Origin of the sequence: Planococcus lenghuensis (genome assembly GCF_001999905.1) — a bacterium.
GTDB classification, from domain to species: Bacteria; Bacillota; Bacilli; order Bacillales_A; family Planococcaceae; genus Indiicoccus; species Indiicoccus lenghuensis.
Map to the genome: position 1 here is coordinate 2,784,319 of NZ_CP019640.1, position 17,221 is coordinate 2,801,539.

Consider the following 17,221-nt stretch of genomic DNA (forward strand, 5'->3'; position numbering starts at 1 on the left):
ACATAAATCATAACCCTAAATAAATTCTATTGAACAAAGTGATTTTTGAATGATGAGCAAATGAGTCTTCCATTCTTGTCTGATCAGTCTTTGATTCCGTTCTATCCCTGTGTCAGGTGCAATTAACAAAAAGAAGAAAAACACGCTACTTAATTTGGTTCTGACACAGGGTCACACACAATTGGTTCTGACACAGGGTCACACACAATACACAATTCAATTATGTAACCTGCACCGTCTCCTGCACAGGTACCAGCAGCTGTTCGAATTCTTCCGGCGCAACCGGCCGGGAGAACAGGTAGCCTTGCCCGATCCGGCATTTATGGCTGGTGAGCACTTGCACCTGGTATTCTTCTTCGATCCCTTCTGCAACAATATCCAAGTTCAGGTTTAGCCCCAGTTCAACGATAGTTTTGACCATGGCATGCTGGTTGATATCCGTAAGGGCGTCGATGAAAGATTTATCGATTTTCAGTGTATCAATCGGCAGGTTCTGAAGCACATGAAGTGAAGAGTAACCGGTTCCAAAATCATCAAGGGAGACACGCACCCCCATCTTCCGGATCCGTTTCAGGATTTGCGTACTTTCCCATACGTTCTGCATGACACTTTCGGTTATTTCCAACTCCAAGCTACCCGGGTCAAGCTTGGCATCCGTCAGTGCCCGGTCCACGGTTTCCAGAAAATCCTCCCGCTGAAACTGCAGAACAGAAACGTTTATGGAAATACACATCGGAGCAAAACCCTTTTCCTGCCATGCCTTGTTCTGCCTGCTCGCTTCCCGCATGACCCATTCACCGATGCGGATGATTTGCCCTGTCTCTTCCGCTACCGGGATAAATTCGCCGGGTGATACGAAACCGAGTTTGGGGTGCCGCCATCGGAGTAGCGCTTCCGCTCCGATAACTTCCCGGCTCTGCAAATCCACTTTCGGCTGATACACAAGAAACAGTTCCTCTTTTTCAATGGCCTTTTTAAGTTCGTTTTCGATTGTCATCTTCCGTTCCAGCGTCGCATTCAGATCAGAACTGTAAAACCGGAAGCCGTTCTTGCCGTTCGCCTTCGCGAGATACATTGCTGCATCCGCATTTTTCAGCAGTTCTTCGCTGTCTCTTCCGTTTTCCGGGAAGAGGCTGATGCCGACACTCGGTGTGACGTTGACTTCATAATCGTCAACCAGAAACGGCTTGCTGAACGTTTCCAAAATCGCTTCAGCAACCGCAGCATATTCAGCATCCGGCATATCCGGCAGCATGACGATAAACTCATCACCGCCCAACCGGTATGCTGCTCCTTCTGTGCCCAGCACTTCATTCAGCCGGGTAGCTGTCTGAACCAGTACCTTATCGCCCACGAAATGACCGAGCGAGTCATTGATCACTTTAAAACGGTCCAGGTCGATCAGCAACAGCGCACGCCGAGCGTTCTGCGTATCATCGATCACCGCTTTGATATCTTCAATGAACCCAATGCGGTTATTCAATCCCGTCAGCTGATCGTGATAAGCGAGGTGCTTGTACTCGTCCGCAAGCTTTTTATTTCGATTGATGACCAATAACTGGCGGCCCATCACCATCATGAAAATGATCAGCAACCCTAAACTGAGCGCATTGAGATCCCATCGGTAACTGGCCATCACGGCGATAATGAGGACAAGAATGCCTATATACGGAAAGAGGAACTCCAGTCGGTCAATCACCGGGCGTGCTTGCAGACTCGGCTCTTCTCTGTCCCATTTTGCCTGGTAACCTGCAAAACCGATGAAGAGCATCGCAATGACCCACAACAGGTCGACGACAGTACCGGATTCCAGTACTTGATGCACAGTAAAGTACGCATACAGTGAATCCGCTGTGACTTGAAAACTAAATGCGATTACGATATAGATTCCAACCCGTTTTTCTTTCCGTTGCTGATTCAGGTAAAACAGAAGTGTAATAACGAACAGGATACTTAAATCGACGACCGAATAGAGTAGTGTTGACAGGTTCACCACGAATGAATTTTGCGATATCACTGTTGGATTAACCAAATAATGAAGGCTGAATGATGTAGCCGCAATCATATACACAATGATGTTGAACAAATACGGATTTTTGGATGCAGAAGTGCTCAATTCCCTGACCTTATAAATAAGGGCAGCCAAATAGCACAAATAAGACAGCAGCCAAATCACATAGGAAGCTGACTGATAATCCACTGCCGAGTGGATCACCTGCTGATATAGCCAGGTTAAATTAGAGGAAAAAGACAAAGTGGCGCCGATGCCTAACAGCAGCCAGAAATTCCGTTTTGGCGGGTCTGTGTAGCGGAATGCGCCAACCAACCAGTACAGCGTTATCAGTACCGCTCCGATTTGAAACAGATTCACTCCCAAACTCCGTATCCACTCATCGTCCTGGAATATAACCATCCATGAGCAGTAGCTCACGATAACGCCCAATAAAATAACTAACCGTAAACGCCCCAATTTCAGCATATGAATCCCCCTGCCGGCTTGTCTGGCACAACTTTTCATCACCTGACGCCGTTTCTCTATCTATAGTTTTTCTTTTTGTAGTACTATTGTATCTTAATTTCATTTTCATAAATAGATATTATTACTCAAAATTATTTAATCTTCAATTATTGTCTAATGCTCGATCAAGTAACTCTTCCTTTTCGTTTAATGATTTGCAGGATTTATAGCTGAAAAGCCGCCCGGGAAGTAACTTCCCAAGCGGCCCTTTTGTGCTGTTGCAACGATTAATATGTATACGAAGAAGCGGCCATTCCGATTAAAACAAATAAAATAACATACAAAAACAACACAATAGAAACGACGATCAACGAGGCTCGTGCAAAATTCCGAAGGTTCACGTTTGTACCAGCGCTGAATGACCAGACCAATATCATGATAAAACCGACCACCGGGATTGCCATGAGTATAAGTGCCACAACCCAATCCCTCAGTAATACGACCTCTTCACTACCGGCGGCAGTTTTTGTTTGCTGTTCAATTGTTGTCATATGGTGTTCTTCCTTTCTTTGTCCTTCTGATTAGTAAGTTATTGATGATATTAGAGCTTGAAGAACTTCCTCTCTTTATTGATTGGAATTTTTGCTTTCCTCGAGCATTCAGTTCATCGGTGGGCTCCCGTCAAAAGAATTAAGACACTCCCCCAGAAACACAATTACTTCTTTTGCATAAACCCTTTCATCCACTATGTATGTAATCGGTGTTTTCGTGGATTAATTAACCCTTATCCAACGCACCGCATAAAAAAAGAACGCCCTCATGGACGTTCTAATTTCAGCTCTATTTGGCCTTACTTACCCGACATCGATCATTTCAGGCTTCACATTAAAGCGCACAGCGACATCATGCACCACTTCTTTAACGCTATTGTAATTGAATTTGAACAGGCGTGAATGCTTCTTGAATTCCCCGTAGTACTGCACAGCTTTTCCTTGCTTATCATAACAGTAGATTTCACTGATTCTGATCAAATCTCTGAATGGATTCGGCTGTTCATAATCATCGCCCGCAAGAATCACTTCCACTTTCTTCACTTCCACTATTATCCCTCCTCATATCCATAATAATACAAAAGAAAGGACTTTATTTACTTGTTTTGAATAAAAATTAATTTTTCTACGGGATAAGATGGTATCTAAAGAAAGAGCTATAATCCTCTTATTCGAAAATATCCGCCATTATGATTTCTATACTTCTTTTCTATATGTCCATCTATTTATGATTGGTTATAAGTTTCTTTTGCTACTGTTATGGTAAATAAAATTCCCTTTTCTCTATAAACCGCATGAATCCAACATTATGGCAAGCACAAAAAGCACAGCACCTAAACAGCCCAAGCAACTTAAGACGGATTTTATTGGACCGGCGAAAAAGTACCAAACGATTCCGATAACAATACCTAAGAATGGCTCTATGGAGAACGCGATGACCAGGCCAAAAATAATTGCCCATAAGACCGATCCTCTGACTGGTTCACTCGAATCTCCTGTTGTGTGAACCTGTCGTCGTGGCGGAGATTGGTTGTTTGCACGTGGCAATGGACTTGGATCGGCTTCAGGCTCTTCAAGCGGGCCTACTTCTATTTCTACTTTTTTTATCCACCTGGACACTTGCGCATCCGAATTGCGATTTATCTTCTTTATAGTTTGGACGAGTTCTTTCAGTAAATAATTATCTGTATCCAATCCTACTGCCACATCGATCATTAATTGCAGTAGTTTTTTTCGGTCTTCTGCATTTTCGGCCAAGGATTCAATTCGACTAATGATATTTTCATGATACCGTTGATCATTTTTGATCGCTGTTAGAAAATACAGTTCTGATAACAATGGAAAATCATAAACAGTGACAGTCGACATCCTCAATTTGTTTTCCAATACTTGGCACGCTTCATCTAGCTCCCCTAGATGAAGGAAACAATTGGAAAGATTAATAGAATAATTGTTCTCTTCTGGATCCTTTTCGACTAATCGCTTATAGAGAGCAGCAGATTCTCTGAATTCATCTTGAGAAAAGTAAAGCGATGCTAACTGAGACAAATATAACTCGTTTTGCGGATACTCTTCCACAAGAAACAATAAAAGTTCTTCAGCTTCTGATGGCATATCTAAGAAAAAATAACATTGAGCTTGTAAATTCAACATTCTTTCATCGTCCGGATAGTTTTTGATTGTTTGCCTGATCAATGTCATTGCCTGATTATACTGCTCATTCCTAAAGCCCACCTGAATCTTTTCTATATTTTCCTGATACTGCCCGCCGTCCTGAATCGAGAGGTCATATTGCTTCCTTCTCTCAGGATCCTTTAATGTCTTATACACTTTTGTATAAAACTCGAATTCTTCAGGGTGTGCTTCATTCGTATACTGCCTGATCATTCTTACATAGGCCCGTTGCAATTCCACAGCGGTGACAGTTTCAGATACACCCAGCGATTCATAATAATTCCCCGAACTCATGCTCTTGCCCCCGTTACTAAAACTTATTGGACTTAGTTACACAAAGCAACGCTTCTGCTGTGATTCTAATGACGTAAAATCCAGTCTTACATCTCTTTCTCTTGCATAGTGTCTAATAATTTTTCAGCGTATGTTGCTGTCCATTCTGACGGGTACTCGTCTTGAATTTGAGACAAAACCAGTAAAGCCTCATCTTTTTTACCCTCGCTGTGATAAGCATCTGCTTGGATTACTAAAAGATCATCTTGGTATGGTGATTCTAAAAAGTGTTCGGATTCAGACGTGAGGAATTGGTTCAATAACTCCGAATCTCCTGTAAGAGTACTCAATTGTTGTGTGGATCTGATTAAATAATATAGACTATCGTCGCTAAAGTACTCAGACGGACTTAGTTGGAGACTCAACTCGAACCTTTCTTTTGCTTTTATGTACTCCCCATTCTGATATAGCGCGTATGCCGCATCATATTCCTTCTTTGCTTCCTCTGTTCGCAGAGAAGTCAGATCAAGGTCAGCTTCCTTAAACAATTTTTCCGTTGCTTCATATTCAGACACTCTCTCGTTACTTGCACCTAATTCTTCTTGCAGAATTTCTTTTTCCGATTCCAGACTTATAAGCTTTGATTCCAGTTCATCGATAACTTCTTTAAGCCCCTCAGAATCGCTGTCTAGTTCTTGCTGGTCGGCGAAGGCACTTTCTTGTTCAGCCGTATCGATTTGACTGACAATATACGTTCCACCGATAAAGGCTGCCACAATAGCAATCGCTGTCGCTCCCATTCGGCGCTGCCCTTTCTTCGTCTTTAACGGATGCACGATTTCATTTGTTTTTTTCCATTCCCCTGCTGTTTCTTCCCTTAACAATTCATCCCTTAATGCATGGACAAATCGAATAATAGACGGTGTTTTTTGGATAGAAGGCGGTGAATCCAGGATAAATGAGAATGCTTCTTCCGTCTGTCCCTGTTCCGCCAAAATGAGAAAGTAAAGCCGGTATACATCCGCCGGCAATGGAAAAGTGAAATCGCGGTTTAGCAAGGGTACCATCATACTTCTTGCTTCTGAAAGTTTCCTTTCTCTGACCAACGACAAAGAATGGTTATAAATAGCGCGGATCTCTTCGTACTTTCTCAAGGTTGAAAGGACTTGTTCCCGGCGCTCAGGCAATTGAGGGAAATCTGCTATCTTTACGCGTTCCCAATGTGTTAGTCCGGCAACCGGATTCCCCATCATTACTTCCACCAGTCCGGCCAGCCAATTTGTTCCGGAATGAAAAGGGGCAGAAGCTAAAATGGACTGCAAGATCCATTTTGCTTCTTCCAATTTATCTTCTTGAACAAGTGCTACTGCTTGGTTGTATCTCTTAGATAGTTGTTCCATCATACAACTCCTATACTAGCTCAATTAGTAGATCCGTAAGCTCTTCCTCATATTTCCGGACTAATTCACGGTCATTCTTCTCTAAAGCGAATTTGATATTTTGAAGAAGGGACGCCAGTTTTTCTTTTTCAAGCCCTTCCGCTGATTTCAGCATCCGTTCACCACGAGTAATTACACTTTTCACTTCTTTATAGAGTTCGGATTGCTGATAATCCTTTTCGACTTGAGATTTGGCCAGCTTTACTTCCTGCTCAGACATTGTTCCCGCCTTTGTCTTTACAACGGAAGACGCTCTTTTACCCGTGCTTACAATTGTCGCTTCCACTTGAAGGGTTCCATTGATATCATACGAGAACTTCACTTCTATCGGCTCTTGGCCCATTGGCGCTGACGGAATTCCTTCCAACATGACATTTGAAAGGAAAATATTTTGATCTGCGTATTGGCTGTCGCCTTGGAATACGTTTATATCTACGCTGGTCTGGTTATCATCTGCGGTGTAATATATTTTTTTCTCGCTAACTGGGATTGTACTGTTTCTTGGAATAATCGGATCAAAGAAACCCGGAACAATCTGGCCGCCAATGTTCTTTACGACTTCAGTTCCCAATGTGTACGGGCAGACATCAATGACCATAATTCCTTTTGTAGTATCAATCTGCCCTGACTTGATCCCTGCCTGGACTGCCGCACCAAGTGCTACCGCCTCATCGGGATTAATGTCCTTTTTCGCCTTCTTGCCGAATTTCTCTTCCACCAACTTTTGAATTAAAGGAATCCTTGTAGAGCCGCCGACAAGCAGGACTTCATTAATTTCGTCAATATTAAGGTTTGAATCTTCCAGTGCTTTATCAACTTCCGTCAAAGTCTTCATTGCCATTTTTCTGATCAGATCCTCAAATTCATCTCGTGTGATATTCAGGTTCACGCTAATGGGTGCATTATCATATACAGCGATGAATGGAATGTTAATGTTTACATTTGTCTGGCTTGAAAGATTTTTTTTGATATTTTCCGCTTCCAGCTTAATTTTTGCTCTGCGCTGATTGATTTCTACTGCTGAGCCGAAATCGAGCAGATCAATGCCTTCTTGCTGCTTGAAGTTCTGGATAATCCAGTCTGCAAGCGTGTTATCAAAATCCACTCCCCCGAGACTGTTATCACCAGCACTCGCTTTTACCTCGACAACCCCTTCAAATATTTCAACTACCGAAACATCAAACGTGCCCCCGCCAAGATCGTATACAAGGATGTGTTGATTTTTATCCATATTTTCTAATCCATACGCGATTGCGGCAGCTGTCGGCTCGTTGATGATCCGCTCCACTTTCAAACCTGCGATTTCTCCCGCCTTCTGCGTCGCTTTTCGCTGGGAATCTGAAAAATAGGCGGGAACTGTAATGACTGCTTCTGTAATAGCTTCTCCTAAATACTCCTCGGCACTTTCCTTCAGGTATTTCAAAATGTGAGCTGAAACCGTTTCAGGCCGGTACTCTTGGCCGGCGACCATAACCGTTTCATCACTCCCCATTAACCTTTTCACCTCTGTTATTGTACGATCCGGAAAACCTGGCATTGATGACTTTGCATTTTGTCCGATCACCATCTCATTGTTAGGGCTCATTTGAAAAACAGATGGAGTCGTACGTCCACCTTCTATATTTGGAATAATTTCCGGTTTTTCGCCCTTTAAATATGCGATTGCTGAATTCGTTGTACCTAAATCGATTCCGATGATTGCCATGTAAGTTTCCCCCAAAAAATTAGATTTAGAATTAGATGATTGATGTGACGCTTGCTTTTCGCAGGACTCTTCCTGTTGTTCTATCCATGAACCCCCGCTGGTGGACTGCAAATACTTGATATTTTTCCAGAGGTTCTTGAACTTCATGTTGAGGAATGGTTCCTATACATTCCATCGTTTTTCCATCCAATAATTTCTTCATGACTGGAATCTCAATAATCCCTCGCATTTCCAGCAATGATAGCGTTTTAGTAACTGCCTTTTCTATCTCTTGGCTCCATCTTATTTCATTTGCTTTTAACGCAGATTGATAAATTAAGTCCAACATATCAAAAATTCCAATGGCGACAAGCATCATCTTTTGATGATCTTCCAGCGCCTCTTTTTTTACTTTTTCGATCTCATCGCTTTGTTCTTCATTGGATATTTGGGTGAATTCTTCTAATTGCTGTTGAAACTCTTGCATAAGCTTATAAGTGACCCGGTTGCTGTTTTTAAAATCACCTTTGATCTGTTCTTGTAATTCAAGCAAAGAGTGTTGAATACCAGTTAGAAAATTAGGTTCACTCTCTCTTGGGTCGTAATAAAACTCCTCTAAAAACTGGAGACTTTCTTTTTCTTTATCAATTATCTCTTGGAAAGTCATAGTCAAAATATTCTCTCCTCCTTCGAAAAGACTGGCTACTTTACTCTTTAAGACTTGCTCAGTTTCATATAATTCGCTTTCCCACTTTCCAATGGGGAACTCGTCACTTGCTATGTGGTGTGCCATCGATTCCTTAACAATGCGTATAGCGCATACAGCCCAATGAAACAGACTATATACCGTCACTTTTGATACTAATTTTAAGTAAGCAGTTATTCCTTCCGCTATTTCTAAAAGCGATAACGTACTTCCTGTTCTTGGTTCCTCCTGAACGGATTTAACGGTATTTTTCGAAATCTGCGGAAAGGTAAATGTTCGCCAATCATTGGTCCGGTGCTGATCCGCTTTTAGTACATTGCTCTGAAACGGATAATATGACTTTCGCGTTTGATACTTCTTTCCAGTTTTTACGTCTTCTCTGTAAAGACCTATGGCCTTCAGTAAATCTTCTGCATCTTCGTCATATATTGAATTTCTCCAAAGACTCAATGTAACACCCCCCTTGAATCAAATTGGAGATCATTGTCCACTGGTTTATTTGCACTTCTTGAATTTTCCATGTTAGCCAGGACATGATGCATGACAGCTTGCTCGATCTGATCCAACTGGCCATAAGGCAGACCGTTTTTCTTGGAAGATACGACGAAGTCAGCCTTACAAAAAATTGCTTCTTCGATAATATTTCGAACTAAACGTCCATTTCCATGGTTTTCCGGCTCTTCACCAATTTTTTGCATAATAATTTTTCTGAAAACTTCTCCCGCTTTTTCTGTCATTTCATACTGCTTTTCTTTCAGCATCTTCTCTCCAATTTCCATCAACTCATCAATCTGATAGTCATCGAATGTGATTTGGGTACTGAATCGGGACTTCAAGCCTGGATTGGATTGTAAGAAAGCATTCATTTCTTGGGGATATCCAGCTAAGATAATGACTAATTCCTTTCGCTTGTCCTCCATTTCCTTCACTATCGTATCAATTGCTTCTCTCCCGAAATCATTCGCCTGACCACGAACCAGAGAGTAAGCTTCATCGATGAACAGTACACCTTCTTTAGCTTCTTTTAATTTGCCTAATGTTTTGATGGCTGTATGCCCGATGTATTCGCCGACCAAATCGGCTCTGCCCACTTCCACCAAATGGCCACTTTTTAAGACACCTAAAGACTTAAACAGCCGTGCAATAATCCGGGCAATAGTGGTTTTACCTGTGCCGGGATTTCCTGTAAAAACCATATGCAGACTCGGCTGGTCTGCCTTAAGTCCTTTTTCCTGACGCAATTGGTTAAAGATAACTAAATTGCAAATTTCGTTAACTCGTTTTTTCACCCTTGTAAGTCCAATATATGAATCAAGTTCTCTCAATATGTCTTCTGTAGCAGGCTCCTTGGCAGATGTTTCTCCATGACCCTTTAAGTCTTCTCGGGCATCAAGGACTTTTTCCATTTCATCAATCCAACCTAGGATATAACTTGTAGAATCATTGATTCCTGATCTTGAAACAGCGGTACGAATAGAAAACCTTGCTTTACGTAATGATACCTGAATGCTTTTTACGTTTCTTTGAGTTATGTAAGGCATATGCTCGTCAATATCCCTGGCAACAGACAAGTTCTGTACAGCTAATGCAGCATGCGCAAATTGAACATACGGATTCCGGTCAGCATCACCTGTATGGTAAGAGATAGAGGACAGCCACTCTCTTTCCGCTTCTTCTGTTTCCCCTTTAGCTTCATGAAACTGAGCCAATTTTTGATGCCAGTTGCTCAGATAATGATAGAGCGGAATAAGTGAGTGGTGATCGGCTAATTGCACTTTCTCAATAAGCCTGTAAGCGCGGAGCAGATGATAACGGAACATCGATATATCTTCTACTGCCAGCGCCTCTTGTACTTCTTCATCAAGCTCAGCCATTGATTCATACAACATTCTCAATCTGGATGATTCCATTTAACCGTCCGCCTCTCTTCTGAACGTCTCAAAAAGTTGATCATTGAGTCTGTAAAGGGCCGGATAACGGGATATCATCTGTACTACCGATTCCTGTAATGCGTAATCGGTCTCTTCCATGATGTCCAATTTAATAGAAGTCATCATTTCTTCTTTCTCATCTTCCGTATCAAAATACCGGAGATAAAACAAGACTAATCTCTTCACAGGGTAGCAAATGTCACTATCATCCATAAGAAGTTTCACTTCTTCGTGGCACTGTATAATATGATTACACATATCCATGAAGTCATTCAGCACATCTTCCCTCGTCTCAAAAAGAGTCGGATACTTCACTAAAACTCTTTTTATTGACCTCAATGTTTCCTTAGGGTTATAGAATGAACTGTCATGAAGATTCTCAAATGCTCTGTCTGTGAGTTCATTGAATTCTTCCTCTAAAAACTCATCACTAAATAGATACAAAATGAATAGATTTTTAACCCATTCAATAACCTTTTGATCACGCTCAAGCTGATCAAATTCCCTATATATATCCGCTCTGTGAATAGCAGTTTCAACAAAATGATCCAGCTCTTCGGTTGATCCAGCCTGTTCCTTTTGTATAAAAGTAAGTAATGAAGCTGCATAGCTATAGAATTTCTGTCTATACAAAGCGAATCCTACATCCATTAATTCTTCCAATATCACATTTTGTTTGCCCTCATGTTTATTCAACTGTTTCTTGCATCGAGCGATTGAAACTTCAAATTCTGATTGATTTTTTAAATAAGCAGCTATTTTTATTCTTTTCACCAAATAGTAGAACGCATGAAAATTCCCAGTCTTTTCTTGGCTAATGAAGGCTTGATCCAATGTCTTGAACGCCTTGTTTTCTTCGCCTGCTCTATTTGAATACAAATCAGCCAAAGCAAACAAATAGCTCATCTCATTTGGCATGCTGATATACATTTTTTTATAATACCTGATTGCTTCTTCCGTTTTCCCACATTTCTCAAGTGCAATCCCATAGTCCAGTTGGTATGTCTTGTTATCAGGTTCCTCTTGGATAGCGATTTTGAATTGCCGAAGGGCTTCTGCATACTCTTCCAGATACAGAGAACATAACGCGCTGTAATGGCGGGTCTCTGTCTGCATGGGTGCAATCAGCAGAATTTCATTGAATAACCGTTTTGCATCTTCAAAGTCATCGGTTGCATAAGATTCCATTGCCTTTTTCTGCAGCGCTTCCAAACGATCTCCATGGATGATTGTTGCATCATATTTCTTTCGGGATTGCGGATTTTTCAGAAGATCATAAGCATTCCGGATCGACTTGAATTCTTCCGGATATTGATCAACCGGGTATTGCTTTACCACCTTAAAGTATGCTCTTTTGATTTCGTCGCTTGTGGAAGCCGGTTCTATTTCCAGTACCTGATAATGTGTCCGTTCCAAGCTTTTCACCTCCAACTGAAACTTTCCCGTTTATTCCTCAGTCAAGATCACCCGTCAATTTCAGGAACTATCATTCCTTCAAAAAATTGCATTTCGATATAATTATTCAACTTGGAATCGGCTCTATCGACTAACAAGAACAAATTATTCTTTCGACACAGACCATAAAACAACCTACGCCCCCTCCACCTCTTGATGCAGCCTGGCAATCTGTTGCAACCCCGCGTTAAGGAGCGTAAAGATAAACACCCATGCAAGTAGGATCAGGACGATGAATCGGAAGTAAAATTGGTCGAAGGAATACAGTGGCATATCCCATACGGCATGCAGGATAATGGCGACACCCAACAGCCGGACAAACCGGAAGTCGAATAAATGATCTTTCATCAGGGAATGTTGCCCCTTCACATATACAAGTGCTGCCCCCGCAATTGCCGACCAGGCAACATGGGTACCAATTGCCATCCATGCCCGAAGGACAATCACATCGAGCATCATTTCATCTCCGAGGATAAAACCGGATGCACTATAGGCGTACCAAGCGTAACCCGCAGATTCAAAGGCTGCGAAACCTGCACCGATCGTGGCACCGATCAGCAGACCATTCAATATAAACTTGGGATTCAGCTTTTTGATGAAGTATGCGATGATTCCGAGTTTCCCTGTTTCTTCTACAATTCCGATGATCATGGCTCCTGAAAAATCCACATCATCTACGGGGAGAAATGAATAAAGCACCAAGGTCAGCACAAGCGAAGCGGCTCCGCCAACAAAAAACATCTTTGCAATCTCGTAAATGCTAATATTGCGGGGTGCGTTCATTTCCCAGAAGAAAATCAGCAGGGAAAACGGCACCGCAAAGGAGCCGATCGTAATTAGTCCCGGAATCGATAACGGGTTCTCGAACATGAATGTACAGATATAGAGCAAAGCATAAGTCAGAAAAAAAGTGATGAACACCCGGGAAAACAGCCATGGTTTCGGCCACGAAGAAGAGATTTCATGTTCCTGCGGCGTCGTTATCCCGGTTCCCGCGATGAACAGCAGTTCCCCTTCTTCTTTTGAATGCTTTGCCAGTACAGCAGAGAACACTTCCCGCAAACTGACTTTCAGTTCCCCCTGTTCCCCGACGAGTGCATTCAGTTTTCCTGTCGCCTGCAATAATTGTTCCTTTACATGAAGCGGCTCAGGAGGAACCACTTTCCTTTCATCCACGAGAACCGGCTGCACGTAGGAATGGTGACTTGGGACACGTTGCGGGAGAACACAGCCGCAAGATGTACAGAATTTCCCGTCTGTATTGATTTTCTCACCGCAGTTTCCACAAAACACGATCAATCACCTGCTCTCTTTCCATTCTGCCGATACCATCCGGTTGACGCACCAGGCCCCGTATTCGGCAATTCCTGCAATTTCCCACCCAGGAATCCATTTAAAAAGCCGCCCAGCCAGACGAAGACAAGCGCAAATAATGCGGAAGTGATAAATACATTGACCACATCAGAATTCACTTGAAAAAGCATGGCTTCGTAACCATATCCCCACAAATCATCACCACTCGTATTCACTGTGAATTTCATACCGGTAAACAATTGGATAACCGTCATCACAGCCGCATAGACCAGACTGAACTTCAGCAATTCGACGAACTTTTGTCTGTGCGTCTGGAATAACAGGTATCCGACAGTCGCAAGAAGCAGGGCTGGCACAACGAGACTCATTTTCAACAGAATCGGAATACCCCCATTGATGAAAAACAATTCACCGATGAAGCTTAAGCTATACAGATCATCCAATCCCTTTAAGTCGTAATAGGAGCTGAATAATTGAAGCGAAAAGAATTCCCGATCTTCCCATTCAAGTGCACTGAAATCAAGCGGTATGAGATGGCTCAGATTCCAGACCCACATACCGAGCGGGCCGATCAGCAGCTTTTCTGCAGGAGAGCCATAGAAATAATCCGATGTTCCATAAAACTGGTCAAAGAAACCGAAAAATACGAGATTAAAAAACGTGACACCGGTTAATGTGACAGCCGATGCAAGCGCAATATACTGGACAATCGCCGGCTGCCGCTGCAGGAATGCCAATGTCCCTCTTCCCTGCAGGGCGAGTATTGCAGTCAGTCCTGATATCCCTGCCGCCATCAACGTTCCGATTGCGAACGATTCGACTAAGGGGAAAGTGCCGATCACTTCCACTTCAATATAGGAATAATAGACATCAAGGCCATCACTGAAATGGAAACCTGCAACATAAGAAGCGATTGTAAGGAACACGCCATATGTAACGCTGAACAGCAGAATAGAGTTAAATACAGGCAGACCATTGCGCTTGATAAACCGGCTCAGGATCAAGCCGCCTGCGATCAACAATATAACCATAACAAGAAAGAAGGACATCGACGGATTTTGAATCAGCACTTCCATCCGTTCTTGGAAAAGTTCGGAGTCGTCACTGCTGATGACTTCGCCGCTGAACTCAAAATCGACAGTATGCAGGAGTGACACATAGGTAAAAAGGTTGTAGACGTCCGGAAAATCGATGTCCATCCCGGTCTCTGCTGCCATTTCTTCCGAAAGCAGATTATCTAAATGCCGGATTTCTGCAGTTGATATCGCCCCGGCTGACTCCTTAACAATCGCTTGTTCCACTTGATCTTTCAAGAGAAACGAGGCAAGAAGCACAAGCAGGATTGTCAGTCCAGCTGCAGCCAACACTGCGGGATAAGACGTATCGGCGAAGAAACGACTGACTCCACCAGACACTGCTTCCGTTTTTGGATGCGACGGAGCGGGCGGTACAGGAATAATGGCGGCAGATTCAATGATGCTATGAGAAATTCCGCAATGCTGGCAATATTGCCCTGTTGAAGTGATTTCATTGCCGCAGCCGCCACAAAAACCGGTCGCTTTCCGGCTTATAACTGAATTACCAGATGGCAGGATCGCCTGTCCGTCAGCGGTACAATAATTTGAGAAAGCCGGATGCTGAAGACCGCATTCTTTACAGAACATGATACCTGCCCCCTACTCTCTCGTACTGCCACAGCATGGGCAGAATTGAGCAGAAGCAGGCACCGTTTCAGCGCAGTACCGGCAGTCTCTTGTTTCTTCAATTGTTTTCTTCAATTGCTGTACCGGTGTACCACAGGAACCGCAAAATTTACTGCCGTTAAGGATTTTGGAACCGCATTGCTGACAGCTCGTTTGCTCGGCTTCCAGCCTCATCGCCTGTTCTTTCCCCAGCTTGTAAATCTTTTTGTCGATGTCCAGAATAGCCTCACTGTACTCAGCAAAGTCCGGGTTGATGACCCGCTGAAGGCGTAACTCGCGATGCATTTTATCGCCCATCCGAAAAATAAGATGCTGCCGTTCCGTTCGCAATTTATCCACTGTCTTCTCAAGCTGGCCTGCTTCCTGATCTGAATGCACTTCAACCGTTTTCAGGGCGGCATACCTTCTCTGTTCTGTCTTATTCGCCACTTGCTGCATGTCCCGTTTCTCCCTCCATGGTGATTTTCTTGTTTTATAGTTAAATAATAACATATTGAATAATCCTTTATTCAGTAAAATTTACTATTTTTATTAGACCAATACATTCATTTAGACACACTCACATGGTATATTTAGCATAACTAAAACAAAAAATGGAGGAAGCGAAATGCAATGTACAAATTGTGGAGCGGAACGCAACGAATCACACAAGTTCTGTTTAAATTGCGGCACAGAATTCAGTCAAGCGCCGCTAGAACCTCAAGCACCACCTGCTGTCCGGAAACCGATTTCATCAAAACAAAGAAAATGGAGAGTGGCCGCTATCATCGCAGGAGCTGCTGTGCTTGCAACTGGGGTTGGCGGCCATCTTTACATGGAGGCCAAATATGATCCAGCGAGAACAATCGCAGCTATGAATCAGGCCTTCAGCACGAATCAGCCAGCTGAATTTCTTTCGTACTTTACTGTTGGAGAAGGCGTGATTGTGGATGATAAAGGATTTTATGCCTTTATGGAAGATCAGGACTGGCCGTACATCCGGGACTGGATCCAGGAAGAAACGAATTTGCTGAAGAATGAAGGGCTTGCCAATATCATCGAAGATACTGACGGCAATAAACTCATAACCGTTGTAAGCGAACCGGTCCTGTTCGGACTCTATGAGGACATCTCTTTCCTCGTCCATCCCGTCAATGTATTCACAGAATTCGATTTTGATGAATCGACGCTAACCGTCGGAGAGAAACTGATCGAAGGCAATAGCGGAGAGCGCATGGCGGTCGGCAAATTTCTGCCCGGGAATTATAAATGGAAAGCTGTTGCAGCGAGTACATATGCTCCAATCGAGGGATCAGGCACCGCTCACGTAAAAGGAAACGGATCAAACAGCTTCACAATCGAGCCGGATTTGAATGCCGGGATGGTCGAGCTTTCATCCGATGTTGCAGATGCCGTTTTATGGGTTAACGGAAAATCCACCAAAAAGACGGTGAAAGAGTTAGCTGAGTTTGGTCCAATACCTTACAACAAATCCGTTGAATTAACGGCGGAAACCAAGAATGAGAATGGAGAGCTGGTAAAAGGGGAATTGGTCAAAATCGATTCCGGAAAAGCGCATATTACGTTTGCACATGTTCAGGAACGACAGGAAGCACTGCGACAGCAAGCACGGGAAGAAGAGCAAATGGAGGAACTGGTCTATGAACACGAGTATTACATCCATGACTTCATCGATTCATTCCGATACGAATTCGAGTCCGCCTTAAATTACGCTGACTTTTCCTACATCGCCAGTTTTTTCCCGGCCGGCAGTAAAGTTCAGACAGAATACAGAGCAGATATCGACCGGCACGGACGGATGGACGAGTACTATAATTACTACTTCGACTCCACGATTGTCACCGATATTGAAGCAGTCGACAGCGAGACACTCGTCGCTACTACCCAAGAAACATTCACGTTCGAAAGCGGCAATGATTATTATGACTACATTAAAACGAAAGCTTATACAATCGACGTAGATGGCGGGTATTTCATCACGGACATTGAGACACTGACTTCTGATTCGGAGCAGTATTAATAAACGCGGTTTA

At 43.1% G+C, this 17,221-nt stretch carries 13 protein-coding genes; 1 reads left to right on the top strand and 12 read right to left on the bottom strand.

Annotated features, from left to right (window positions below):
* Positions 1–220: 220 nt before the first annotated feature.
* The 12 genes from B0X71_RS14235 to B0X71_RS14290 form a co-directional block, all read right to left on the bottom strand.
* Complete coding sequence (locus tag B0X71_RS14235; protein ID WP_077590051.1) at positions 221–2,479, bottom strand: putative bifunctional diguanylate cyclase/phosphodiesterase; 2,259 nt, start codon at positions 2,477–2,479, stop codon at positions 221–223.
* A gap of 266 nt (positions 2,480–2,745) precedes the next feature.
* Positions 2,746–3,009 carry a hypothetical protein gene (locus B0X71_RS14240; RefSeq protein WP_156889878.1) on the bottom strand — a complete coding sequence of 88 codons (264 nt, stop codon included), beginning with the start codon at positions 3,007–3,009 and terminating at the stop codon, positions 2,746–2,748.
* 303 nt (positions 3,010–3,312) lie between these two features.
* Positions 3,313–3,558: a hypothetical protein gene (locus B0X71_RS14245; RefSeq protein ID WP_077590052.1), complete on the bottom strand. Its 246-nt coding sequence runs from the start codon at positions 3,556–3,558 to the stop codon at positions 3,313–3,315.
* Positions 3,559–3,792: 234 nt separating this feature from the next.
* Positions 3,793–4,977: a J domain-containing protein gene (locus tag B0X71_RS14250; RefSeq protein WP_077590053.1), complete on the bottom strand. Its 1,185-nt coding sequence runs from the start codon at positions 4,975–4,977 to the stop codon at positions 3,793–3,795.
* 86 nt (positions 4,978–5,063) lie between these two features.
* Entirely contained in the window at positions 5,064–6,356 is a 1,293-nt protein-coding gene (locus B0X71_RS14255) for a tetratricopeptide repeat protein (RefSeq protein ID WP_077590054.1), read from the bottom strand.
* Positions 6,357–6,366: 10 nt separating this feature from the next.
* Positions 6,367–8,100, bottom strand: a complete 1,734-nt coding sequence (locus B0X71_RS14260; RefSeq protein WP_077590055.1) for an Hsp70 family protein — start codon at positions 8,098–8,100, stop codon at positions 6,367–6,369.
* 31 nt (positions 8,101–8,131) lie between these two features.
* The gene (grpE, locus tag B0X71_RS14265) at positions 8,132–9,235 is read right to left on the bottom strand and encodes a nucleotide exchange factor GrpE (RefSeq protein WP_077590056.1); all 1,104 of its coding nucleotides are present in this window, start codon (positions 9,233–9,235) and stop codon (positions 8,132–8,134) included.
* Positions 9,232–10,695, bottom strand: coding sequence for an AAA family ATPase (locus B0X71_RS14270; RefSeq protein WP_077590057.1), 1,464 nt, complete (start codon positions 10,693–10,695; stop codon positions 9,232–9,234). Before B0X71_RS14270 ends, grpE begins: the two co-directional genes overlap by 4 nt.
* Positions 10,696–12,132, bottom strand: a complete 1,437-nt coding sequence (locus B0X71_RS14275; protein WP_198038615.1) for a DnaJ domain-containing protein — start codon at positions 12,130–12,132, stop codon at positions 10,696–10,698. It abuts the gene before it with no gap.
* A gap of 174 nt (positions 12,133–12,306) precedes the next feature.
* A complete protein-coding gene (locus B0X71_RS14280; protein ID WP_077591013.1) occupies positions 12,307–13,464 on the bottom strand; it encodes a PrsW family glutamic-type intramembrane protease in 1,158 nt (385 codons plus the stop codon).
* A gap of 2 nt (positions 13,465–13,466) precedes the next feature.
* Positions 13,467–15,149: a zinc ribbon domain-containing protein gene (locus tag B0X71_RS14285; RefSeq protein WP_077590059.1), complete on the bottom strand. Its 1,683-nt coding sequence runs from the start codon at positions 15,147–15,149 to the stop codon at positions 13,467–13,469.
* Positions 15,150–15,161: 12 nt separating this feature from the next.
* On the bottom strand, positions 15,162–15,626 hold the full coding sequence (locus B0X71_RS14290) for a zinc ribbon domain-containing protein (protein WP_198038616.1): 465 nt from the start codon (positions 15,624–15,626) through the stop codon (positions 15,162–15,164).
* A gap of 169 nt (positions 15,627–15,795) precedes the next feature.
* Between B0X71_RS14290 and B0X71_RS14295 the strand changes: the two genes are divergently transcribed.
* Positions 15,796–17,208, top strand: coding sequence for a TcaA 3rd/4th domain-containing protein (locus B0X71_RS14295; protein WP_077590061.1), 1,413 nt, complete (start codon positions 15,796–15,798; stop codon positions 17,206–17,208).
* Positions 17,209–17,221: the final 13 nt, after the last annotated feature.